The sequence below is a fragment of the Acinetobacter sp. Brlt_5 genome, assembly GCF_051949055.1.
GTDB classification, from domain to species: domain Bacteria; phylum Pseudomonadota; class Gammaproteobacteria; order Pseudomonadales; family Moraxellaceae; genus Acinetobacter; species Acinetobacter indicus.
This window is the reverse complement of the sequence record NZ_JAYJLP010000004.1, coordinates 106762-131543: the sequence shown is the minus strand read 5'-3', so window position 1 is coordinate 131543 and position 24782 is coordinate 106762. Positions and strand designations below refer to the sequence as shown.

General features: G+C 43.8%; 20 protein-coding genes and 1 pseudogene. 11 read left to right on the top strand and 10 right to left on the bottom strand.

All coding sequences use genetic code 11. The features are described from left to right. Positions 1 to 251 precede the first annotated feature (251 nt). A complete protein-coding gene (locus tag VF685_RS04640) occupies positions 252 to 2468 on the top strand; it encodes a YncE family protein (RefSeq protein ID WP_286384828.1) in 2217 nt (738 codons plus the stop codon). A 261-nt stretch (positions 2469 to 2729) separates the two neighbouring features. After that, the gene (locus tag VF685_RS04635) at positions 2730 to 3059 is read left to right on the top strand and encodes a DUF4870 family protein (protein ID WP_104484222.1); all 330 of its coding nucleotides are present in this window, start codon (positions 2730 to 2732) and stop codon (positions 3057 to 3059) included. Positions 3060 to 3084: 25 nt separating this feature from the next. Here VF685_RS04635 and VF685_RS04630 read toward each other — a convergent pair whose 3' ends face one another. Next, positions 3085 to 3945, bottom strand: coding sequence for a 1-aminocyclopropane-1-carboxylate deaminase/D-cysteine desulfhydrase (locus VF685_RS04630; protein ID WP_163145541.1), 861 nt, complete (start codon positions 3943 to 3945; stop codon positions 3085 to 3087). A 159-nt stretch (positions 3946 to 4104) separates the two neighbouring features. On the opposite strand from VF685_RS04630, the gene VF685_RS04625 reads away from it, so the two are divergent. Further along, the gene (locus VF685_RS04625) at positions 4105 to 4311 is read left to right on the top strand and encodes an NF038215 family lipoprotein (protein WP_005179579.1); all 207 of its coding nucleotides are present in this window, start codon (positions 4105 to 4107) and stop codon (positions 4309 to 4311) included. A 235-nt stretch (positions 4312 to 4546) separates the two neighbouring features. Beyond that, positions 4547 to 5170, top strand: coding sequence for a LysE family translocator (locus tag VF685_RS04620; RefSeq protein ID WP_104473084.1), 624 nt, complete (start codon positions 4547 to 4549; stop codon positions 5168 to 5170). Between the two features lie 73 nt (positions 5171 to 5243). On the opposite strand, the gene VF685_RS04615 is transcribed toward VF685_RS04620, so the two are convergent. From VF685_RS04615 to metG, 6 genes and pseudogenes are all read right to left on the bottom strand, one after another. Next, the gene (locus tag VF685_RS04615) at positions 5244 to 6431 is read right to left on the bottom strand and encodes an ammonium transporter (RefSeq protein WP_286384829.1); all 1188 of its coding nucleotides are present in this window, start codon (positions 6429 to 6431) and stop codon (positions 5244 to 5246) included. Between the two features lie 449 nt (positions 6432 to 6880). Further along, positions 6881 to 7852 (bottom strand): MBL fold metallo-hydrolase, encoded by a 972-nt coding sequence (locus VF685_RS04610; RefSeq protein ID WP_286384830.1) that lies wholly within the window; start codon positions 7850 to 7852, stop codon positions 6881 to 6883. 420 nt (positions 7853 to 8272) lie between these two features. After that, the gene (locus tag VF685_RS04605) at positions 8273 to 8629 is read right to left on the bottom strand and encodes a hypothetical protein (RefSeq protein WP_286384831.1); all 357 of its coding nucleotides are present in this window, start codon (positions 8627 to 8629) and stop codon (positions 8273 to 8275) included. A gap of 217 nt (positions 8630 to 8846) precedes the next feature. Next, positions 8847 to 8981 (bottom strand): annotated as a pseudogene (locus VF685_RS04600) (hypothetical protein); the annotation flags it as partial. Between the two features lie 43 nt (positions 8982 to 9024). Continuing rightward, entirely contained in the window at positions 9025 to 9738 is a 714-nt protein-coding gene (locus VF685_RS04595) for a sel1 repeat family protein (RefSeq protein ID WP_163145544.1), read from the bottom strand. A gap of 58 nt (positions 9739 to 9796) precedes the next feature. Then, the gene (metG, locus tag VF685_RS04590; RefSeq protein ID WP_286384832.1) at positions 9797 to 11854 is read right to left on the bottom strand and encodes a methionine--tRNA ligase; all 2058 of its coding nucleotides are present in this window, start codon (positions 11852 to 11854) and stop codon (positions 9797 to 9799) included. Between the two features lie 250 nt (positions 11855 to 12104). On the opposite strand from metG, the gene apbC reads away from it, so the two are divergent. Beyond that, the gene (apbC, locus tag VF685_RS04585; RefSeq protein WP_127801598.1) at positions 12105 to 13382 is read left to right on the top strand and encodes an iron-sulfur cluster carrier protein ApbC; all 1278 of its coding nucleotides are present in this window, start codon (positions 12105 to 12107) and stop codon (positions 13380 to 13382) included. Between the two features lie 53 nt (positions 13383 to 13435). Here the strand turns inward: apbC and VF685_RS04580 are convergent, their stop codons facing one another. Genes VF685_RS04580 through VF685_RS04570 form a run of 3 tightly spaced genes read right to left on the bottom strand, consistent with a single transcriptional unit; the run spans position 13436 to position 16949 of the window. Next, positions 13436 to 15454 carry a TRAP transporter permease gene (locus VF685_RS04580; RefSeq protein ID WP_127801597.1) on the bottom strand — a complete coding sequence of 673 codons (2019 nt, stop codon included), beginning with the start codon at positions 15452 to 15454 and terminating at the stop codon, positions 13436 to 13438. Further along, positions 15451 to 15948 (bottom strand): DUF1850 domain-containing protein, encoded by a 498-nt coding sequence (locus VF685_RS04575; RefSeq protein WP_127798619.1) that lies wholly within the window; start codon positions 15946 to 15948, stop codon positions 15451 to 15453. Before VF685_RS04575 ends, VF685_RS04580 begins: the two co-directional genes overlap by 4 nt. After that, positions 15948 to 16949 (bottom strand): TAXI family TRAP transporter solute-binding subunit, encoded by a 1002-nt coding sequence (locus tag VF685_RS04570; RefSeq protein WP_127798616.1) that lies wholly within the window; start codon positions 16947 to 16949, stop codon positions 15948 to 15950. The genes VF685_RS04575 and VF685_RS04570 overlap by 1 nt, the downstream gene beginning before the upstream one ends. 407 nt (positions 16950 to 17356) lie before the next feature. On the opposite strand from VF685_RS04570, the gene VF685_RS04565 reads away from it, so the two are divergent. The 6 genes from VF685_RS04565 (at position 17357) to VF685_RS04540 (ending at position 24732) form a co-directional block, all read left to right on the top strand. Beyond that, the gene (locus VF685_RS04565) at positions 17357 to 17950 is read left to right on the top strand and encodes a LysE family translocator (RefSeq protein ID WP_286384833.1); all 594 of its coding nucleotides are present in this window, start codon (positions 17357 to 17359) and stop codon (positions 17948 to 17950) included. Between the two features lie 112 nt (positions 17951 to 18062). Next, positions 18063 to 18632: a dCTP deaminase gene (gene dcd, locus VF685_RS04560; RefSeq protein WP_005179553.1), complete on the top strand. Its 570-nt coding sequence runs from the start codon at positions 18063 to 18065 to the stop codon at positions 18630 to 18632. 244 nt (positions 18633 to 18876) lie between these two features. Next, the gene (locus VF685_RS04555) at positions 18877 to 20337 is read left to right on the top strand and encodes a hypothetical protein (protein ID WP_104487475.1); all 1461 of its coding nucleotides are present in this window, start codon (positions 18877 to 18879) and stop codon (positions 20335 to 20337) included. A gap of 13 nt (positions 20338 to 20350) precedes the next feature. Then, complete coding sequence (locus VF685_RS04550; protein ID WP_016659341.1) at positions 20351 to 21004, top strand: hypothetical protein; 654 nt, start codon at positions 20351 to 20353, stop codon at positions 21002 to 21004. A gap of 27 nt (positions 21005 to 21031) precedes the next feature. After that, entirely contained in the window at positions 21032 to 23287 is a 2256-nt protein-coding gene (locus VF685_RS04545; protein WP_440203567.1) for a DUF6160 family protein, read from the top strand. Positions 23288 to 23316: 29 nt separating this feature from the next. Next, positions 23317 to 24732: a hypothetical protein gene (locus VF685_RS04540; protein WP_163170321.1), complete on the top strand. Its 1416-nt coding sequence runs from the start codon at positions 23317 to 23319 to the stop codon at positions 24730 to 24732. Positions 24733 to 24782: the final 50 nt, after the last annotated feature.

Genomic DNA, 24782 nt, shown 5'->3' with positions numbered 1-24782 from the left:
GCGCAGAATATTTACTTTTCCTATAAAACAGGAATGGTCTATCAATAAACCAAATCATCGTTAACAAGGCCACATTTTACTGTTTTAAGGTGATTTTTGCGCGGCAAAGTCGTGTTTATTTGATCTGGTTTTATTTTAAAGTTGTTTTAAATCAATATTTTGGTATTTATTAAAGGGGCATTGTTGTTTAGAATAAATAGCAATTTTTAGACATATTTTTTATGTCATGACTTTGTCTCTTGGGGAACACAATGAATAAAACATTATTAAGCCTGGCGGTAATTTTGAGTATGGCTCTCACTGGCTGCGGTGGCAGTGACAGCAATACGGCAGCATCTTCAAATCCATTTGCACCGGCTCCTGTGACGCCAACTTCACCTGGTTCAACACCTGATACCACGCCTGTCACTGCCAGCTTGATCAATGACGTTCGCTTTGCAGATCTGGCCACCGAATTTAGTGCCCAGACTTTTGGTCTGGACAGCTGGAATCCGAAAGCGATGGTGGTGCATCAGGATATTTTGTATGTGGCCAATGACAGCGCCGAGGCAAGCATTTTGCGTTATGACCTGAAAGCCAAGCGAGTCTTGAGTTCGATCCATGCCCAGAATATTTCCGGCATTGGTCGGCCGTGGAATCGGTTGTTTGATTTAAGTGTACATAACGACCGCTTATATGCGGCTTCTTATTCGTCTAACCGGGTCGATGTCTTTGATTTAGGCTCAGGCGAACCACAATTTCTGATGTCGTTGGGAACCGGCAGTTGGTCGGGTGATCAGCACAATACCGTGGTGGTGCATCCCATGTCGGTGGCAGCGAATGATCAATATGTATTTGCCACAGATACGCATAGCCGGATTAATGTCTGGAAGCAAAGTGAGATCAGTAGCACCAATCATTTAAAAGCCAAAAAATATGCACGTTTGTCCTTGCCGAACTGTGGTTATAACTGTAGTGCGCGTTTGGAAGCTGTCGGTAATTTGCTGTATGCCAGTTTTAATAATGGCATGAGCTATGTATATGACCTGACTCATCTTGAAGAAGGCGCAACAAACGTGGCGGCGACACGACAGGAAAATGTGGGAACACGGGTATTTCATGCCGCGGATGACCAGCGTTTTTATGCAGCCCATACTTCAGGCCGGATCGACAGTTCAGCTTTACCAAATACGCAAAATCTACAGAATATTTTTCCAGCCGCAGAAGAAAGTTTTTATAAATATCGTACGGCAGGGGCGAGTACCGATCAGCAACTGGCCGGTGCCTTAGATATTCAGGTTAGTCAGGAACATTTATTCAGCCTGTTTAACGGCAAAATTGTCATGATGCCGCTTAAGCGATTGCAGCAGTTCCAGTCCAATACTGCTGCCACAGTCACGGCACTCAAGCAGCAGCAGGCCCAAAGCCGCAGTTATGTGCTGCAAGATGGGGAAAGCTGGGAAACCCTGACCAATGAAAACCTGCGCCATTTTTATATGGATAATATTTTATCGGCAAATTTACAGCATCAGCTTCTGGCCTTGCAAAGCTATAGTGCGGCACCGGTCCGTGATCTGGAAATTCACGCCAGACTGAAAGATACCGAGCAATGGTTTGTGTTGGCCCGCTTGGACCATCTGGATGCTTTTAGCCAGGTCAAACTCAAACTGAATATCAATGAAAATATGCATTTCCCATTGCTGCAGGGCACAGGTTCGGTTCAGCTAAGAAATTTAGGCAACTTCCAGCAGTTACCGGCAGATTTACTCGAGTTAAAAATCAGCTCCGCAACCGATCCGCATGTACAAAAGCTCATGAGTTTAAAGCCGAAATGGAAAATTCATTTTGGCAACTTTGCCCCTGAAACGCATGGCAATTGGGGCAAAATTACTCCAGCCTATGCGCGTGAATGGGTGATTATGATTACCAATTTTGCCTATCTGGTGAATAGCCCTGAGTTTAAACACATTTGGTTTAACCATAAAGCGGTCATGGGGCATGACTTCTTTGGCAACAAGGGCCAAGTGGTCGGAGATGGCGGTTACTTTACCGCAGCGGAGTATCAAAAATATTATGATGAGATTATGAACCGTGGCGAAGTGACGCTCGGGGTGACCACCGTGGGCGGCGGTTTAGGCGGACGAAATGTGCTGGGAGTCGATACCTGGCTGTTCTATGCGCATTATTTCAATACCAGTATTGGCATTGTGGGCCATGAGTTCGGCCATCACTGGGGCAGCCACGAAAGCGCCTGGGCCAAAGGTGGCTATGGTTTACAGGAAATTAATCAGCAATTGCATCAATATTTACAGCGTAAACAGCGCTTGCCGTATATGGACCCAGAGCTGAATAAATTCCACTTAACGCCACGGGCTGAGCTCTATAACGGGGTCGCAGAAAATATGCGCCGACCACGTCCGGATTCACATGTGAATCATCTGGAGCGCTATTTTGCCGCCAATCCATTGCCAGAGACCAATCAGCCTTAAGTTTTGATTTTCCTTCCATCCAGTTGAAACTGTATCCGCTGGATGGAAGCCCGATTGAGGACGTCACAACAGATGAACTTTGAATTTCACAGCACATACAGATCATCAACAAAACTTTCATCAGACTTTTTTATGATCTGTTTATATTAAGATGTCGAGCTTCAACTTGACGCAGTTACACTTTGATTGGCTTAACAATAAATAGAAATGTCGGCTAGACATCTATATCTGGTATCGGACTTTATAAAAAAGGAAAAATCAATGAATCAAACCACGGGGCTGGATCAGCTCAAACAATACAACCTGATCACCTACATCTTCTACATCGTCGGCTTTTTTGTCGGTGTTACGCCAATTATTGCCATTATCATGAATTATTTAAAACGCGCGGAAATGCGTGGTACCTGGCTGGAAAGTCATGTGAACTGGCAAATCAAAACCTTTTGGGTGACGCTGATTGCCTATCTGGTCGGTGCGGTTCTGACCACCATTCTGATTGGTTTTATTGTGCTGTTGCTGGCCTTTATCTGGCATATCTACCGTTTGGTGAAAGGCCTGATGGCGCTAAACAATAACCAGCCGGTATCATAAATAGACTGCACTTGAAGCTGATGCTTTAAAACGCGCGTCCCTGTAGCCCGCCAGTATGGATCAGTAAAATTTTCTGGTCTGGCCCAATTTTATCTTGATCAATCAGATCAAAGATGCCGCGCAGCATTTTGCCGGTATAAACCTGCTCCAGCGGAATATTATAACGCTGCTCAAATGACTGAATAAACTGGATTAATTCGGGTGTGGTTTTGGCATAACCACCACAGCAGTAATTATCCAGAATACGCCAGTTGCGTTTGGTCGTGAGCTGCGCGACCTCCTGAGTTAAAAAATCACCTTTTAAAGCCGAAAATCCCAGCAATTGCTGATGTTGCTGGCTGGCCTCAATCAACCCGGCAAACGTGCCACCCGTACCGACGGCACAGCAGATTAGATCGAATTGCGCATCTTCCGCTGTCAGAATTTCCCGACAGCCTTGAACCGCCAGCGCATTGGTGCCACCTTCCGGAATCAGATAAAAATCAGGATATTGCTGTTGCAGGTGCTGCAAAAAATCGGGCTGATCTTTCTGGCGATAGGCATTGCGGGAGATAAACTCCAGCTGCATGCCAAATTGCTGTGCCGTGGCCAGGGTCGGGTTGAAAGGACGCTGCGCCAGTTCTTCACCGCGAATCATGCCTAAGCTCTGAAAACCAAACTTATGCGTGGCAAAAGCGGTTGCAGCAATATGATTGGAATAGGCCCCACCAAAGGTCAGCACTTTTTCAAACCCCTGTTGCCGGGCGGCCAGCAGGTTGTATTTCAGTTTAAAAAACTTGTTGCCCGAAATCTGCGGATGAATCAGATCCAGCCGCTTGATGCTGATGCGCTGGTGGCGATATTCAATGTGCTGATAAGGCACTTGCTGGGCAATAGAATCAAACATAGACAGAACGGAACGTTTTTGACAATTCTAACTGAAAACGGGGCGCGGCCATCAACGAGGCTAAATAATCTTTCACGATAAAAGCCGGATCAGGCTTGCATAAAAATAGTAACTGTGCAAAAAATAAACGGATAGACTTTGCAGAAAGGGAGAATAATGATGAAAAGAATCATCTTCCTGCTTATTTTAATCCAGGGCGCTTTACTGGCGGCTTGTGACCCGACCAAAGATTTAAACCAGCCCAAAACGGAAGAAACACGCAGCATGATTATTGGCGGTGTGCCGGTGCATGATCAGGATTATCTGCTGCCCAAGCAAGAAGCGAGTGTGAGGCCAGAGCAGACCGATCCATCACAGATTTATTAATATTGTATTTAATTGATGATCTTGAAAAGCGCTCAGGCCATGCTGGTATCTGGGCGCTTTTTTATGGCAAGCAAATTTCAGCAGATTGATTAAAATACGGAGTGAATTTTATAAGGTCAGTATAAAGATCTATAGTGAAAAATATCGTGAAAATCAAAACAACTGGTAAAAAATAGGAAGATATTCAAAGCACTTGCTTGTAAAATGCCGGCAGATCATTGTATTGGATAGGACTGTGGAATCCGTTTTTATTTTGGGATCAATTGCGCTGGCATTGATGTTGGGGGCCATGAGTCCGGGGCCAACATCAATTTATGTGGCGAAAAACTCGATTGCGATTTCACGTCAGCATGGTCTGTTTACCGCGCTGGGCACCGGTTTGGGCGCAGCCATCTTTGGTTTGCTTGCGGTGCTGGGCTTACAGGCCTTTTTACTGGCTGTGCCATCGGCTTATCTGGCCTTAAAAATTTGTGGCGGTTTATACCTGCTGTGGCTGGCATTTAAAATTATTAAACATGCCAAAGACCCGATTCAGGCCGATCATGCTGCCGGCACGCAAATGTCCTTACGCCGTGCTTTTATGACCGGTCTGATTACCCAATTGTCGAATCCTAAAATTGCCATTGTGCTGGCCAGTATTTTTACCGCGCTATTACCCAAAGAGATTCCGCTGTATTTTTATTTTGTCCTGCCTATTCTGTGTTTCTTTATTGATGCCGGCTGGTGTTCCTTGCTGGCGGTGGCACTATCGGCGGAAAAACCGCGCGCAGTCTATTTAAAGTTTAAAAAAGTGTTTGATCGTGCGGCCGGTGTGGTGATGACGGTGCTGGGTCTAAAGCTGATTTTTGGTATGAAATAGATGGCTTAAATTGTGTTGATCGTTGATCAACATATCTCAAAAAAGCCTCCGTTTTGTCGGAGGCTTTTTTATCTTAGAACATATTTTCTTCAGAATTGGCGGAAATCCGGTGGATAGATAAATCTGCGCCATTAAATTCTTCTTCCTGACTTAAACGGATGCCCATCAGCAGTTTCAGTACGTCGTAAACCAGGACCCCCCCGGCCAGCGCAATCAGAATTGCCAGTGCTGTGCCGAACAGCTGGGAGATCAGGGATACGCCCCCCATACCACCGAGCCATTGCTGCCCAAAGATGCCAACTGCCAGCCCACCAAAAGCACCACATACGCCATGCAATGGCCAGACACCAAGCACATCATCAATCTTGAGTTTATTCTGGGTATAGGTGAAGAGTTTGACAAACATAATCCCGGCGATGCCGCCAATCACAAAGGCACCGAGTGGATGTACCACATCGGAGCCGGCGCAGATGGCCACCAGACCGGCAAGTGGACCATTATGTAAAAAGCCCGGGTCATCTTTGCCTGCAATTTTAGCGGCTATTGTGCCCCCGACCATCGCCATTAAAGAATTGATCGCCACCAGTCCGGAAATGGCATCCAGACGCTGGGCACTCATGACATTAAAGCCAAACCAGCCGACAATCAAAATCCAGGAACCCAAAGCCAGAAAAGGAATAGATGAAGGCGGATGGGCACTGATGCGACCATCTTTTTTATAGCGACCATAACGCGCACCCAGCAGAATCACCGCGGCCAGTGCAATCCAGCCCCCCATGGCATGGACCACCACTGAACCGGCAAAGTCATGGAAACTGGCACCAAAGCTGTGTGCCAGCCAGAGTTGCAGACCAAAGTTACCATTCCAGATCATCCCTTCGAAAAAAGGATAGATCAGGGCAACCAGAAATAATGTCGCTAAAGCTTGGGAGCGCATTTTGGCACGTTCAGCAATGCCGCCCGAGATGATTGCTGGAATGGCCGCTGCAAAGGTGAGCAGGAAGAAACAGCGCATCAGATTATAGCCATGATCGGCTGCCAAGGTATGAGCATCATGGAAAAAATGCTGGCCATAGGCAATGTAATAGCCCACCAGAAAATAGGCCACCGCAGAAATGGCAAAGTCTGTGAGAATCTTGCTTAAGGCATTGACCTGATTTTTATGCCGAACGGTGCCCAGCTCTAAAAATGCAAATCCGGCATGCATGGCCAGCACTAGCACTGCACCAAGAAGGAGAAATAATAAGTCGATATTTGGCATTGTGCGTTCCAATTGAGTGCACGGGATCAGGAAAAGAAACTCAGTATATCGAGGCGAATAGATTGTAAAAGAGGGGCAGACTGCGGAAATTTTGATGAAGAATTTCGTGAAATGAATAAGACTCGATATAAAGCACAATGCGATTTTTTGCACTAAATCAAATCTTTTTTGAGCGCTGTAAAATTCAATATTTTTGGCTATTTTTGAAGGATTTAAATTGATTGATACAAAGATGGGCAGCAGTTTGTATGTTTACGGTGCATTTTGAAACCGACTGGACTGTTTAGAAAATTTTAAAAGTTAAGTCAAAAATTGCTGCGAGGGCTAATGTGGTTGCGTGCTGGAACAGAAAAAGTGCGAAAGAATAGCAAGGAATACTGGATGTAAAACAGCAGAGCCCCATTAGCGGGGTTCTGTTTATAAAAATGACTTAGCTCAAGAGTTCTGAGTTAATCGGTAAAATGTACCGGAATCCATTGATAGCTTTTGCCATCTTTTGAATAAATATGGCCGATGCCCGGGAATGGTAAATGCGCGGCCGCAATGGTCTGACCGTCTTTGGCATATTCAGCAAAATGCTTGAGACGAGTGGCGACCGCCGCTTTCGGGTCAATATCGAACTCAATGGCGGTTTCAGGTTTATCAAACTGAATGGTATGCGAATGCACAATATCACCAATAAACACCAGTTCCTGCTGCTCATGCTTTAATTTAAAACTGTAATGTCCCGGTGTATGCCCGAATGATGGCTTAAACTCGACACCACCAAAGGCCAGAGATTTATCGGAGAAGACTTTAATCTTTTTGGCTTTTTCATAAGGTGCTAAAGCCGCTTTGATTTTTTCCACCGTACCCAAAAAGCCAGCCTGTTTGTCTTTCGGTAGTTTTTTTACAGTATTGGGATTGAGCCAGAAATCATATTCAGTTTTGGCAATATGCAAGGTCGCATTTGGATAATTGGCTACACCATTGTTAGAAATCCCGCAGACATGATCGGGGTGTAAATGGGTCAGAAAGACACCATTCACTTGTTCTGGTTGATGGCCTGAGGCTTTTAAATTGTTATAGATTGAACCTAAGTGATCGCCAAAACAGCTGGCTGCACCGCTATCAACCAGATAAAGCTGACTGCCGGTATTGACCAGAAAGGCATTGACGGAGGTCTGGATGCCTTTGGCTTGATCGGCATAGTATTTTTGCAGAATCTCGCTGAATTCCTGATCTGCCACACCTTTAAATTGTGAGCGGTTGAGATAGTTGGTGCCATCGAGCAGGGCGGTAATCTGATAAGGCCCAAACTGATGCTGATAGTAGCCCGCGACCTGTTTTTGTTGGGGGATGGTCGGTTCAGCGGCTTGGACTGTGGTGAAAGTTGCAGTGCTTAGGGTTAGAGCGAGAAGGATGGGTTTTAAAGTTTTCATGGGTTCTTATAAGTTTTGAAGTGATACATCTTTTTATCATATTTATTGGTGAAATTTAACACTAGTTGAAAGCTTCTTCTCTTGCGCCATAGATGACTCAGGGAGAAGGTTGGGGTGAGGGTTATTAACACTATTTTGTTATGTGCTTTACTTTTGATCTTTCAAAAGTAAGGGAATAATTTTCAGACCTCTCCCTAACCCTCTCCTAAAAGGAGAGGGAATATATCAATATTGATTTAATAAAGGATTCTCCCTCTCCCTATGGGAGATGAGAAGCACTGCTTCGTAAGGGTGAGGGGATAGATAATTAGAGAAATTAGCCTTACTTTTGTCAGGGAGATGAGAAACACTACTTCGCAAGGGGAAGTTAACAATAAAAAAAGCCCCTACATGAGTAAAGGCTCTATAAATCACAAAGACTTACTTATTACATGCAGGCTGTGAACGGTCAATAATTTGAGTACCTTCTACACGGTAACCAATTTGACCCACGAGGAATGCTTGGTTCAGTTGAGTAATGACAACATCTGAAAGTGCCACAGCACAAGAGTCTTTTTCAATTGCACGATCAATAGCAGTTTTGAAATTAGGAATACCTAAAGGGAATAGTACAACAGGAACTTTATCTTCCCCTTTCACACGTTCACCTTTTACAAATTGGTTTGAGTTTAAATTATAGTTTTTGGTAGATGCTACAGTCATATCTGCCATACGAACTGAACAGCCAGTAAATACAATTGTTGACATTGCCAGAACTGAAATTAGTAATTTTTTCATATATACCCCGAATAATTATAAAGATAAAAGCGAGTAGATTTTATATTTAAAGAAATAAAAATCAACAATTTAATTTTAAATTTTGATCTAATTGGAGGTGAGTTAGAAGTGCTAAACTGAGTTTTTAATAGAACTGTATTATATGAATCTTTAAAGCTTTTCATTTATAAAAAAAGCCCCTACAACGTAGAGGCTTTTTCTCATCTTAATCTAACAATTAAGACACTTTATCACCCGGCTTCGCGCCAGATTCAGGTGAAATCACCCAAACACCGTTGCCATTGCCCGCAGCGAGTACCATACCGTTTGAAATACCAAAACGCATCTTACGTGGTGCAAGGTTTGCATTCACAGAGAGTAATCGCTATTTATAGAATGGGATATAAGAAAGACTATTATTTTGATTGATTTAATATTTTCTCAATGTCCTTAGAGAAATCGACAAGCTCGAACTCTCCAGTATCGCAATTTGCTAACTTACAAACTTCTTCTTCATACTCATCAGAACCCATTGAAGCTATCGCTTTTTGCTTCCAATACTCTGCTTTTTTTATACTTTGTAACTTTTTAGGTAATCGAAAATTATACTCATCGACAAGTGTTCTTTGTGCGATAGGTGAACCTTGTTCGCCTGCTTTTTCTAAGAATTTTAGATATTTGGTGGGATCATATTCAAAGTGTTGAGCTAGTAAATACGAGGCATAAGCATTATTTTGATCTGATAATTTTTCAATAGGGCTTATATCAATTTCAGATTTTAGTTCAGTTTCTTTGAAGAATAATACGAATTCAAGAAGAGCCATAGATGCAGATGGATCACCCTGTAAAATATATTTATTTAATGTCGCAAGGTATTTTCTTTTTTCTACATTAATATACTGATTGATCTTTACTTCATTATTTTCTTTTAATAATTGATCTAATTCAGGTGAATATGAAATTGAGTTCGGTGCTGATGGATCAGACATTAATGAATTTATAAGCTTTTGATATTTATCTTTCGCTATTTGAATAGTCGGACTAAATTTATATGTTATTTCATTTTCAGTGGAATGTACCATCAGTGAGATGAACAAACTAATAATCAATATGGATATTTTTCTTAACATGGTTGTACCTTTTTATATGAAAAAGGCTTCCGAAGAAGCCTTATTTTAAAAATATCAATTAAGACACTTTATCACCCGGTTTAGCACCAGTTTCAGGTGAAATTACCCAAACACCATCGCCATTACCCGCAGCTAACACCATACCGTTTGAAATACCAAAACGCATTTTACGTGGTGCAAGGTTTGCCACCATCACCACCAATTTGCCTTTTAAGTCTTCAGGCTTATAGAACTCACGAATACCGCTAAATACGTTACGTGGCTCAGCTTCACCCACATTTAACGTCAATTGAAGAAGCTTGTCAGAACCCTCAACGTGAGCTGCTTCTAAAACTTCAGCCACACGTAGGTCAACTTTCATAAAATCATCAATATTAATGATTTCAGCTTCACCGACTTTCGGTTCTGGCTTTTTCTCAGCTTTCTTCTCTTTTTTCTTTTCAGCTTTTGGTGCTTCAGCAGGCGCAGCTAAAGAATCTTTAGATGCATCGACCATTGCAGCAACAGCTTTCGGGTCAACACGTTGCATGAGCGGTTGGAACTGTGCAATTTCATGTGCAAGCAAAATTTGCTGACGCGATGCAAAGTCAAAGCTGTCGAGTTGTAAGAAGGCTTGAACTTGTTCAGCCAATGTTGGCAATACAGGCGCCAAGTAAACCGCCAATTGACGGAACAGGTTGATCCCGACAGAACACACATCATGCACTTGCTGTTCTTCGCCTTCAATTTTCGCAAGCGCCCAAGGCTTTTTCTCATCAATGTATTGATTGGCTTTATCCGCCAGTGCCATAATTTCACGAATCGCAGTAGAGAATTCACGTGCTTCGTATGCTTGCGCGATTGAATCACCAGCGTCAATAAAGCTTTGCACCAGTTCAGGCTCGGCACAGGTTGCACTTAATGTGTTATCAAACTTGGTGTTAATAAATTTGGCACAACGGCTGGCAATATTCACTACTTTACCCACCAAGTCAGAGTTTACTTTCTGCACGAAATCATCCAGATTCAGGTCAGAATCTTCAACTTTATCAGACAGTTTAGAGGCAAAGTAGTAACGTAAGTATTCCGGATTCAGATGCTGTAAATAGGTTTCTGCTTTAATGAAGGTACCGCGAGATTTCGACATCTTCTGACCATTTACAGTCAAGAAACCGTTTACAAATAAACCGGTTGGGGTGCGGTAGTTGGCACCTTCCAGCATTGCTGGCCAGAACAGCGCGTGGAAATAGACAATATCTTTACCAATGAAGTGATAGACCTCATTGTCAGAATCTTTTTTCCAGTAATCATCAAAATTCAGGTCTGGACGTTTGGTTTTGACGTAGTTTTCAAAGCTCGACATATAGCCGATAGGTGCATCAACCCAAACGTAGAAATATTTATTTGGCGCATCCGGAATTTCAAAGCCGAAGTAAGGTGCATCACGGGAGATGTCCCAATCGTTCAGGCCATTGTCAAACCATTCATCTAACTTGTTGGCAATTGATACCGGCAAACGGCCTTCATCACGGGTCCATTTTTGCAGGTATTCACCAAAGTTTGGCAATTTAAAGAAGTAGTGATCCGATGATTTTTCAATCGGCGTGGCACCGCTTAACGTCGATTTCGGATTTAACAGTTCAGTGGCGTTATACGTGGTTCCGCAGACTTCACATGAGTCGCCGTACTGATCTTCGGCTTTACATTTCGGGCAGGTGCCTTTAATGAAACGGTCCGACAGGAACATGCCTTTTTCCGGGTCGAACAGTTGTGTCACAGGACGTACGGCAATATTGCCGGCATCACGGTTCTTGATATAAATTTCTTGCGCGCGTGCCTTGTTGGTGTCGCTATGGGTGGAATCATAATGATCAAAATCGACCTTAAAGCCGGCAAAGTCACGCATATGTTCGGCCTGAACATTGGCAATCTGCTGTTCTGGTGAAATACCGTTGGCTTCAGCACGTAGCATGATGGCGGTACCGTGAGCATCATCCGCACAGACATAAGTCACTTCATGGCCCATTGCACGCATGGCACGAACCCAGATATCTGCCTGGATATAACCGAGTAAGTGGCCCATATGGATTGGACCATTGGCGTATGGAAGGGCGTTGGTGACTAAAATTTTACGCACGGATTAACTCTCTCATTCGTATTCATTATGCAATGTCCGCGATTTTACCTTAGATGATGCAGGCTTGCACAAGGGAATCGGTTAATTCTTTTCAGGACCGGATAAAATCTGCATTTCTGTGCCGAAAAAACAGAAAAAACCAAGTCTTTGACTAAGATTTATAATTCCTGTGGCTGCACTGGCTTAACCTTCGTTTAAATACCCGTTAAACTAGGGCATTCGGTTGTATATCCAGATTTGGAGTAACTTTATGTCGTGGCTTTCTTCACTAAAATCGGTCTTTGCTCCTGCACAGGAGGTGAAAGAGGAAGAAATCCAGAAGGTACTGCAAAACTATGTACTTCCTGCTTCCCAAAACGCACTCAAAGAGCGTATTTCTCAGGTCAATGTACAGGGACGCATCCTGCAATTAACCATCAATACCTATCCGGAAGAAAAACAGTATTTGCAGCAGATTCATGATGATCTGGCCGATGCACTCGAGCAATGCGGCATCAAGGAACTGAATCTGCATGTGGTGCAGCAAAAAACCGGAGCGAAAAAAGAGGGTGGCTGTGGTCATCACCATGCCGAAGGGGAAAGCTGTTCCAGCAAACCACAAGCTGCAGCAAAATCCAGTCTGCCACCTGTGGTCGATGCTTCGGCAAGTTCAGATGCGCTCAAGCAAGCCAATGCCAACTATCAACCCCAGCAAGAAGAAGCGCCAATTCAAAAAGCTGCACCGCAGCAGCGTGATGTGCCAAAACATCCACGTATTCAAAACGTAATTCTGGTGTCGTCCGGTAAAGGCGGGGTTGGAAAATCAACCACTACCGTTAATCTGGCCTTGGCGATGCAACAGCTGGGTCTGAAAGTGGGTGTATTGGATGCCGATATTTATGGCCCGAGTATTCCAACCATGCTCGGCAATGCCGGCCAAACCCCGATGATTGAAGCCGAGCATTTTGTGCCGCTAGATGCCTATGGGATGGCGGTGCTGTCGATTGGTCATTTAACTGGTGATCATAATACCCCGGTGGCTTGGCGTGGACCAAAAGCTACGGGTGCCCTGATGCAGTTATTCAATCAGACCTTGTGGCCAGATTTAGATGTACTGGTGATTGATATGCCGCCGGGAACCGGTGATATCCAGTTAACCCTGGCGCAGCGTATTCCGGTCACGGGTGCCGTAATTGTCACTACACCGCAAAACGTAGCCTTAATGGATGCGACCAAAGGCATTGAGCTGTTTAACCGTGTACAGATTCCGGTGATAGGTGTGATTGAAAATATGTCGACGCACATCTGTTCTAACTGTGGTTTTGAAGAGCAAATTTTTGGGACCGGTGGTGGCGATCAACTGGCCGAGCAATACGATATTCCATTACTGGGCCGTTTGCCGCTGAATGTACAGATTCGTGAAAATGCCGATGCCGGTAAACCGTCTGTGATTGCCGAAGATGATGCAGCCGACAGCTATCGGGAAATTGCCCAGAAAATCATGGATAAACTGCCAAAAGCAGACAAAGACCAGAACCGGATTTTTTAATTCTGTAATGTAGTGAATAGAAAAAAGCCCAATCTTCAGATTGGGCTTTTATTTTAGGCAGATGATAAACCGGATGGCGTCGATTTTTGCTTTCTGGCTTGCAGCACATTAACAGCCACTGCAATCACCACCATGATGGTACCGGCAATATCGGTATAGGTTTCCGGAATAATCATCATTAAGGCACCCACCCCCATGAAAATTCGCCAGAACCAGTTTAAACCGGTTTTGAAATAGCCCTCGACCGCCGCGCCCAAGGCTAGAATCCCAATAACCGAAGTCACGGTAATGCTGACAATGGTGGTCCAGGCCGGGAAGGCAAATTCACGCGCATTAACGGCCACATTGGTGGTATCAATCATCAGCATGGCCGGGTTATATACAAACAGGAACGGCACAATAAAACCGGCCAGTGACAGTTTCAGTGCCTGAAAACCGGTCCGCATCGGGTCACCGCCAGCAATCCCGGCACCGGCAAAGGCGGCTAGCGCCACCGGCGGGGTGATATTGGCAAACAGACCAAAATAGAACACAAACATGTGCGCCACCAGGGTCGGAATATCAAAATGGGCCAAAGCCGGCGCAGCCATAGTCGCGGTAATGATATAGGCCGGAATTGAAGGCAGGCCCATGCCCAGAATCATGGAGGCCAGCATGGTAAAGAACAGGGTCAGGAACAGGCTGCCCGCACCAATACTCATAATGGATGAGGTCATGACAGTACCAAAACTGGTCAGGCTGACCACCCCAATAATAATTCCGACCACCGCACAGGCTGCCATCACCGATAAGGACTGCCGGGCACCATCGGCCAGGGCATCCAGAATTTCCCGAATTCCCATGCGGGTGGATTTTCTAAAGGCTGCCACAATAACCGTAAGTACAATGGTATATACCGCGGCATAACTGACCGGAATTGACTGGAACAGGAAAAACACCAGCGCCACAATCGGAATCAGCAAATGTCCGCGCTCTTTTAGCACTTCTTTAACCCGGGGCAAATCTGCTTTGGGTACCCCTTTTAGGTTGTCTTTCCCGGCACGAAAATGGACTTGGGCCATCACGCCTAAATAATACAACAGCGCCGGCAGGGTCGCGGCTAGGGCGATGGTGCCATAACTGACGCCGGTAGTTTCCGCCATAATAAAGGCACTGGCGCCCATCACTGGCGGTAAAATCTGTCCGCCGACCGAAGCACTGGCTTCCACCGCGCCGGCAAAATTTTTGTGATAACCAATCTTTTTCATTAGCGGGATGGTAAAGGAACCGGTACCGACCACATTGGCCACTGCTGTACCATTAATACTGCCCATAAAGCCACTGGAAATAACCGCCACCTTGGCCGGGCCACCCTGTTTATGCCCGGCCAGGGCCATGGCCAGATCATTAAATAATTTGCCCATCCCCGATTTAGCCAGAAAGGCGCCAAATAAAATAAACAGGAAAATGAAAGTCACCGATGCGCCAATCGCCGATGAATACAGGCCTTCGGTTTTCAGATACATCTGCCCGAAAATATCACTCACGGTATAAGGCCGGGTCAGCAACCGTTCTGGCATCCAGTTAAAATGACTGATAAAAGGATAAGCTAGGAAAATCAGCCCGAGAATGGGCAACATCCAGCCCATGACCCGTCGTGCTGCTTCCACTACCAGCACCACGGTCATAATTGAAAACACAATATCCAGTACATTGGGAATCCCGCCGCGGGTGGTCATAATGGCCTGATATTCTTTCCATAAATATAAAAATGAAGCGAGAGAGGCGAGGGCCAGAATCCAGTCGAACCAGACCACATGCTGGCGGGAACTGGACTGTCGTGCCGGATAAAGTAAAAACACCAGTACCAGACCAATGGCCACGTGCGCCGAGCGTTGTAGCAGTTCTGGAAGCGGGTTAAAGGTAATAAACAGATGAAACAGCGAATAGCTGATGGCAATCGCGGCAATAAACCAGCTGACCGATTTGCTGCGAGGCTGACGCGTGACCGATTCCCGGTCAAATTTTTCCAGCAGGGCCTGCTGTTCTTTTTCATCCAGCTGTTCAATGGTTACTTTTTCTTGTTGTGTCATACGCAGTCTCCTTGACCCCACCATTTCCAGAACGGTCGTTGCTGTACCGAAAAATGCACCACCGTGTAATCAGGAAAATCTTCGGCTATGGGCCAGCGTTTCTGATTGATCTGGAGCTGTCCTTGCATACGGCGTGAAATGGTCCAATGTAATTCTTTTAAATGATGATTGACCTGCATACGTACCTGGCCATTGGCTTGGCGCAGCACAGGATAATGATCCGGTGTACCGGCACCAAAGGACACCAGGTCGGTATGCGTTAAAATAAAATGCTGATCTTCACGCTGATAATGTTCCTGCCAGCGGGTTTTTTCTACCGAATGTTGCCACTGCAACTGAAACTGTTGCGGGCGAATCACACAGCTGGTGTTAGGACCTTTGTGACTCTCTTCAATCTTGACCAGGGTATAACTTTGCGGAAACCACAAGCCGAGCAGGATGATCAGCATCAACAGAAAAAGTGCAGCCCAAACTGCACTTTTATAGCTGAACATTAAGGTGCTGCCACCTCATCATAATAACGTTTCGCCCCTGGGTGCAGCGGTGCAACCAGACCTTGCTGGGCTTTTTCCAGAGTAATATCGGTAGCGGCCTGATGGGCATTGGCCAAATTGCCTAAATTGTCAAAGAAGGTTTTGGTCAGCTTATACACATCATCTTCAGACAGGTCGGAACGTACCACCAAGGCATTCATAATGGCCGCGGTCTGCACATCTTCTGCATTGCCATACGTGCCTTTTGGAATTGCCATTGGCAGGAAGTAAGACTGGTTCTGGGCAATCTGTTTGACTTTGTCTGCATTAATACTCACCAGTTGCAGATCAAAACTCTGCTGTAGTTCCATCAATGATGAATTTGGAATACCACTGGTCAGGAAGGCCGCATCCAGTTTGCCACCTTTTAAGGCATCGGCGGCTTCGGCATAGCCCAAGTAATCGACTTTGACATCGTCATAGCTAATCCCAAAACCATTCAGCAGGGTACGCGCATTAACTTCCACCCCGGAGTTTTGTGCGCCCACGGCAATACGTTTGCCTTTTAAATCTTCAATAGAGCGAATCCCGGATTTTTTTGAAGCCACAATCTGCACGTAGTTAGGATATAAAGCCGCAATTTGCTGCACATTGCCAATTTTATCTTTAAAGCTGCCTGTGCCCTGAATGGCTTCGGTCAGACTGTCACTCATCACAAAAGCCATTTCGACTTTATTCTGTTTTAGCAGATTCAGGTTTTCAACCGAAGCGCCGGTGGTCTGGGTTTTGGAATTAACGCCGTAGGTTTTGTTATACAGTTCGGCCAGACTGGTCCCGATCACGTTATAGGGACCGGAGGCACCACCCGTGGCAATACTGACAAAACGGGTTTGCAGTTTGTCGGCAGCAGCGGTACTGCTTTGTGGATCGGCCTGGGTGTTATTCTGGCCCGGATCATTGGAACAAGCACTTACACTAGCTAAGGCCAGCGTCAGTAAGGTCAGTTGCGTCCATTTTTTCATTGACTTCTCCTGTGATTATTATCGTCATCCATTGTTGAAATATTGAAAGATTTCAAACTTAAAGCTGATTCTGGTTATTCTGGTTAAGGCAGCTTGTTGAGTTAAAAATTAACTGAATAATTTGAACTTGAACAGTTTTTTTACGCATTTATACAATTGGGGGAGAGTAAAAATGGACTAAAAACCCTTGATACATTAGAGATGAACGGCCCAGTTTTGATGACTGTTATATATTCTTTAATATGTTTTTAAGCTTATGATAATTAATGATAAATATATTGTAATTGACTGTGTTTTTAGTTGAGGAATTTATCTGTTTTGCTGCACAATGAGGCCAGTTACAATTTATTTTTTGTCTATGCCTTGCAACTCCATTACATTTGCAGCATTCGCGCATGAGGCTGGCTATGATTTCATGGTTTTTTATTGGTTTGGTGATCACCATCTTGTTGACACCTGGTCCAACCAACACCTTGCTGGCCTCTTCCGGAATTCAGGTCGGCATCCGTAAATCTTTTCATTTAATTCCCGCTGAAGCCTTTGGTTATCTGATTTCCATTACCCTGTGGGGCATACTAATCGGGCAGGTGTCGAGCCAGTTACCGTTATTGCCTACTGTACTAAAACTGTTTAGTGCGGTTTATATCATTTATCTGGCCATCAAGTTGTGGCGTACTGCCAATGTCGAACAGCAGTTTCAGCAGCCGACCATTCGTGCACGTGAACTGTTTGTGGCCACTTTACTAAATCCGAAGGCCTTGCTGTTTGCTTCTGCAATTTTTCCGGCCATCGCCCGGACCAGCGCCGCACATTATGTGGCACATATTCTGATGTTTCTGATCCTGATTATTCCCATTGCATTTTTCTGGACCCTGATTGGTTCCTTTTTGGCCAGCAATAAAATCCGCTGGCTTAATCCGGCCAATCTGCAAAAAACAGCATCCTTGCTGCTGTTCAGCTTTTCAATTCCGTTAAGTTATTCGGCGCTTTTAAGGCTTTAAATGACCCATCTACAGCAGGCAGAAAAGTCGACGTCATGCCTGCTTATTTCCATTGGTGCCGATTTCAGTTAAAGTACAGCGCAGTAAAACATTCGCTTTTGGATAGAAATAAATGGCAATTAAGTCTGATCGTTGGATTCGCGAAATGAGCGAAAAACACGGCATGATTGAACCGTATGCACATAATCAGGTTCGATTTGATGAAAATGGCAACAAACTGATTTCCTATGGCGTTTCAAGTTATGGTTATGACGTCCGTTGTGCACGTGAATTTAAAGTATTCACCAATGTTCATTCTGCCATTGTTGATCCAAAAAACTTTGATGAAAAAAGCTTTATTGATATTGAATCGGATGTCTGCATTATTCCACCAAACTCGTTTGCCTTGGCGCGTACAGTTGAATATTTTCGTATCCCACGTAATGTTTTAACCGTATGTCTGGGCAAATCGACCTATGCGCGCTGCGGTATTATTGTCAATGTCACGCCGCTCGAACCAGAGTGGGAAGGGCATGTGACCTTGGAATTCTCTAATACCACCAACTTGCCTGCACGTATTTACGCAGGTGAAGGCGTTGCACAGATGCTGTTCTTTGAATCAGACGAAGTGTGTGAAACCTCCTATAAAGATCGTGGCGGTAAATATCAGGGCCAAACTGGGGTGACCTTACCGAAAGCCTGATAGTGGAAACTTAAAATAAAAACAAGCGAGCCGTTGTGCTCGCTTATTTTTTCTCCAATTCATTCATCGGAAATACGGGCTTTTTGGCCTGTATTTTTTTGCAATTGATAAATTATTACGCATAATGAACAACAATTATGACTTGGTAATCGCATGTTTTTAAGGATAAAAACACATAAATAAATAGCCAAGTTCTGGATAAATAAAAGAATGATGCGGAGCATCTGGGAATAGGATGGTCGAGATGACTGAATATGGAATTGGCCTAAATTTTAGAAAAAGTTGCTTAGCTGCCTTGGTCGGGATGTTGCTAAGTTCTCCTGCATATGCTTTACAGAATCTATCCGATGAACATCTGGCAAATACCACAGGTGAAGGGATTGCCTTGCTTCCTGAAAATTTCAAAATGGTATTTCAGCGCCCGAATGATGTGTCTGCGGCATCAAGTTATACCCGTAATCTCGATAATCCGGAACAATATGACACCGGTTTTATTCGCATCATTCCGGTAGGTGAAAATTACGATAATTTAACCCTCAGTCAGACTGATGCTGCCAATCAGAGAACCAAAGCGGATATTTTTATTTATGGTCTGGCGCTCTCTGAAACCAATAACAATATGAACCAGCGCTATAGTAATCAGGGGTTTGATTGGGGCAGTGCTGCGAATCCCTGGTTATTTCGCGCTGGTACAGCCGAAAATATCCGTCAATTTGACAGTACGAATGCAGCGGCCGATATCAGTTATATTTCTTTAGAAGCTCCTTTGGCCAAAGTGGATGCTGATGATCAGGACAATAATATTAAACTTGGGCTTTGGTTAGATGCTTTTTCACGCAGCTGGAACTCAAGTAACAAGGTGGACCCAATTACGGGGGCACCTGTCACGACCGATGCGGTCAATGATCCTGACTTATTAAAAAATCAGCGAATTCGTTTGCAATTGGTGGCCAATGGTCTAAGCCTAAGTGGTTCACAGGTTCGACTGTTTCAAACCATGCCTTCTACCAATGCGGTAGAAAGTCAGACTTTAGGTATGGCCAGTCTTATCCGTCTGAATACCAATGATAATCCTGAAGCTCTAATTTATGAAAATACCCAGGCTAATAAAGAACTGCTCAATGCCAGAGGTTTGCGTATAAGTACAGCAACCCTCAATGATGGTACCGCGGTTACGCCTGCACTCGACCGTTCTTTAGCCCCAATTTTCCATGCTGAAGAGGGTTTGTATTTGTATAGCCCTAACATCAATTTAGTGCTCGGCAATATGCACCAACCGTTTATTTTGGGCTCGGAAGGTCAGAATATTATTTTAGAAGTGACCCGCATTCCGAATGTCCCTGAAATTTATAAACAGATTTATACCTATTATGCCGATATTGATGGTGATAACACCGAGATCAACCCTGCTGACTATAAAGGCTCAACCTGTAATGTTGCTTATTGTGGCTCTAATATTTCCCAAGTACTTTCAGGGGCAGGAACCACCAACTATCAGGGAACCAATGCAACACATAGCAGTATTTCAATTGGTAGTGTGACACGTGATCCGACCACGAATCTGTTAAAAGCCAACACTGCGAGTAATTCTACCGGTGTGGTATTTAGAAGTCCGCATGCAACTACAGCACCTGTAAACTTGGGCTCGGTGGCAATTGATGGTGTGCTGATCCAGCACTTGAAGTTTAAGACCACGGGACTATAAGAGGGAACTTGAGATGCTGAAAAAAATCTGTTTTCCACTGACCCTTTGTGTCAGTACATTCAGTTCTGCTCAACTGGTCAGTTTAAATCAAGATGAACTGTTAAATACGGTCGGGCAGGGCGGTGCCGATTTAAGCTGGACGCTTTCTTTAAACCATAAATATGCCAATGACATGAGTCTCAAGAATATTTCCGAACTCAGTAATGGTGAGGTCACTACGGCAAATTATCAGTATGAATGTAGCAATGATGTGTTATGCCGTTTTGCTTTTTCTCCCAATAATCATCGTGATGAAAATGGTCAGAAGTGGCTGGTGTTTAAACAGATTCAAGGCACGATTCAGATTGATAAATTCTCCTTGGAAGGCACCACCATTATTAATAAGGATAAAAATCCACAAACAGCGATGCTGCTTAAATTTTATGATCAGCATCCTCTGAAAATCAGGAATCTAGGTTTTGCGAGTCTGGCGGTTGAGTCAGGTAATGAAGGTTATTTAAACAATACCCGATATACCACCTATAACAATGGTTCTCAGGTTCCTTCATTTGATCAGGGACAGGAACAGGGATTTATGGGACTGAATGTTCATGGCAACTTGCATCTGTCAGGAGATATCAAAATTTTCAGTTATAACTGCTCAGGAGCTGCAACCAGCCGCTGTTAAGCGTTGGGATTTCAAAAGGACATTGAAATGAATAAAACAATAAAATTAAATGTACTTGCCTTATCTATCTGTTTAGCTCAGCAGGCATACGCACTACAGCCTATTTCTGATCGTAGTCTCAGTCAGGTGACAGGGCAGGATGGTATTTCTATTACCCATGAAGTTTCGAAGGTGACAATTGATCAATTGAACTGGGTGGACTATCACAATACCGGAAGTATGAAACTGGGGATGCATGATATTGAAGTGCTCAGCTCGGGGGGGCAGAATATTAAAAGTACCCTTGATGTTGACGTTGGTACCACAGCAAATGGTGTCGGTATGCATATCCAGGCGAGTATTTCACCATTTAAATCTACGGTTCAGAACATCATGCTCATTTGTGAGCCGAACTGTGGTGATAACCAAACGGATCAGAACCTGGGGTCTTTAAGCTTTCATACTATTTCACCACTACGTTTTAACTTAATTACCAGTAATGGATTATTTAACCGAAATGATCTGGCTCATTTAGATTTTGAGCTTAAAAATGCCAGTATTTCTTATGGTCTAAATGGCCAGAACCTGACCTTAAAAGATTTTAACTTTAACCTGTCTGCAGATGGGTATATGTATTTGGATCAGGATGAAGGGATTGTGCTGGCAACTAAAAACAGTCCTACTGGCCAAGACCATATTGTAAATTTAGGACGGGTAGAAGATCTGACCAATGTATCCGATAACCGGTCAGGAGCAACCAATCCAGGGGTGAATATCGATTTACGTTATGGTCCAGAGGGAAGCCAGAATAACCTGATTCGTATGGGAGCTTCTGGAGCAGTGACCAATGGTAAGCTCTTTATTAATGCCAACCAGGCTGGAATTGGGAAGTTTAATACGGTTAGTCGTAATTCAGGCGATTTGACTGAAACAACACGGCAAGCCGGTGGTTATGATATAGCAGGTCCGGGTGGTTTACATCTGGGTATGTCTGCCGAATTTACCCGAGAAGGCAACCCGCTACTCAATGGCAGGGCTCCGACTACACTCGAGATTGGGCATACAGGTACAGGCAGCTATGCAATTGAATTTTCTAACTTATCGCCACTTGCAGTACGTGATAGTAATAATGTTGATGACTTGACTAAACGCAACGCCTATATTGATTTTGGTGATATTTTTATTAATACCGTTCAGGCCAAATCTTTAAACTTTATTATCAATGAGAATATGCAAAAGGTGCTGGGCAGTAATACTCTAGAATTGATTTATAACATTAGCCCTGATCAGAATGCACAGAATTTAGCGCTTATTGCGGTGCGAGGCATGGACTTTCAGGCCATCGCGCGTAAGGCCAGATTCATTTCAGATAACTCGATTAATGCCATTACCGCAACTTCTGGCGAGTGGGGGATTGGTATTCCAATCTTTAACTTAAATACCAACCTGGCTTTGTATGCAAAAAATTATAGTCGTAATGGCATTGACCGTTCTGGTTTAGGCTATAACCTGGCACTTTCGACGGAAGGCTATGGTATTGACCAGAAAACAGGCGCACCAAGTACAACCTCTATTCTGATTATTGATGGTGCGACCGGTAAATACAGTGGTGAAGAAGTCAACTATTATGCGGGCCTAAGAAATATAGATGCGTACCTGAAATCGGATGGGGTGATTGGTTTTGAAGAAGATGGCATTTATGTCAAGGCAGATAACTTGCTGCTGGCTGCAAAAGCTGAAATTGCAATTGGTCAGTTGCCTGGCTCTTTATATAACTGTGCTGAAGTGGAGTGCCAGAACCGGGTAGTTCCTATCGATAACTTTGTCAGAAAAGATGACATCTTGGCTTCTTTAGCCTTCAAGCTTGATGGTAAAGGTGAACTTATGATTATTCCTGGTCTTGAGTCCACGAATGCCACACCCGATACTAATTTTTTATCTTTAAAAGCAAATTTTGAATTTAATCCGATTGCAGAGACAGATAAAGATGATCCAAGTGTTTTGGGCAGTTATATCAGCCTGATTAATGAAGACTGGAATGGCGTCGGGACTAAAACCTCTAGTGTAAATTTAAACAAAATGCAAGGTCATGTCGGTTTAGATGCCCGTGTTCTAGTGAAACAAGATACGGTGGTCTTAGATAATCAGGTGAACTTTAATTATAAAGCGACAATGCAGCCTGGATTGGGACAAGCTTTTAAAGCAGAAATGGCGATGTCTCCATCTGGAACGATGCAAAAAATTGCTGATTTTGCCATTCCTGGTGGCAATATGCGTAGCACTTTAGGGATCACACCACGCTAAGTAGATGAAATTAGCTTAAGGATTTGAGTATGAAAAAAACAATAATGTGGGCTCTTATAGGTTCAGCTTTATCCATGACGAACACAAGTCATGCCTTATCTGTGCTTGAAGATGCTGAATTATCGGATGTGACAGGACAGGCTCTATTTTCTGTCGTGAAAGAGACAGATGCTAGTCAAGGTTTAGATTTTTTTAAACTGGGAATTGATGCTGAGTTATCACTAAATGCCAATATTAAATCCTTGCAACTTGGCTGTGGCGGTGAAAATGGTGCGGGTGCTTGTGATATTGATATCTCTGCACTGTCATTGGGCTGTGTGGTGGGTGCGAGTGGAAATTGTATTACCTTACCTACCAATATTGCAGGACAGCCCAAAGGTCAAGATTTTGATAACAGTTTAAGTAATCAAAAAGAGTTAAGAGATTTTGTCTTAACGAATCCCTTTTTCCAATTTGCGATCAAAGGAGGCGACCAAGCTGCAACTCGTGAAGTGGTCGGGGTAAGAGTGGGTGCGGATAAAGCCCAAGGCCCGATGAGCATTGGTGCTATGAATAATTTTAGTGGTTATTTAACTGGAATCAATAATTTATATATTCAGGCACAAACCAATGTGGCGGTTACCTGTAAGCAGGGAACAGCAAACTGTTCCGATGCAGATGCTTCAAAGTATTCTCAAGATTTCGTTGGTGATTATGGTCTTCTTGCTGGTGGGAAAAAGCAACAATATGAAGCAAGTGCATATTTAGGGGTTAAAAATGCTGAAATCCTTAATATTTTTGGTGCTGTAACTGTGGAATATCGTGACCAGACGATTAATACAGCAGCAGCTCAACGGGAAAACTTAGGTATTGTCGCAAACGGAAATCGTATGACCCAAGTACAAATCCATGGTTTGCAATTAGGAAGCTTGGTCGATGAAGTTGTACAAAATCTGACAATTAACCAAATGTGTACCGGTCATGATCCTGGCAAGTGTAGTGCTATTGGTACAGAAACGATTGGAAATACGTTATTGCCTTTATTACGTACAGGAATTCAAATTTATATGAAACAGGAAACATTAAAAGGTTTAAATCTTCCTGTTCCTGAGCAAGGTACTTTGGAGCTGGATGGTGCTTATAGTACTAAACTCACTAATTTATTAAATGCCTATGTCTTGCCTTATAATTTAGGCAATGTACATCAAATTGATGTTGACTCTAACTTGTTTGGTATTGCCTTAACTTCTTTAGGGAATGGTATTCGTTTCCCTGGTTTTGCTGAGGATGCAAAAGCAACCAAGGGATGGTCAATGTATTTAGAAGATGCTTTTACGATTAATATTAATCAGCCTTTAACTACCTTAATGTCCAATATTGTACAAACCGGTTTGGCTGCTCAAGGGAATATTACAATGCTTGAGCAACCATACCGTAATTGCTATGGCAGTATGAAATTCTGCTAAGCCTTAAAACTAAAAAATCCCGCTGAAGCGGGATTTTTTATATACAAAGA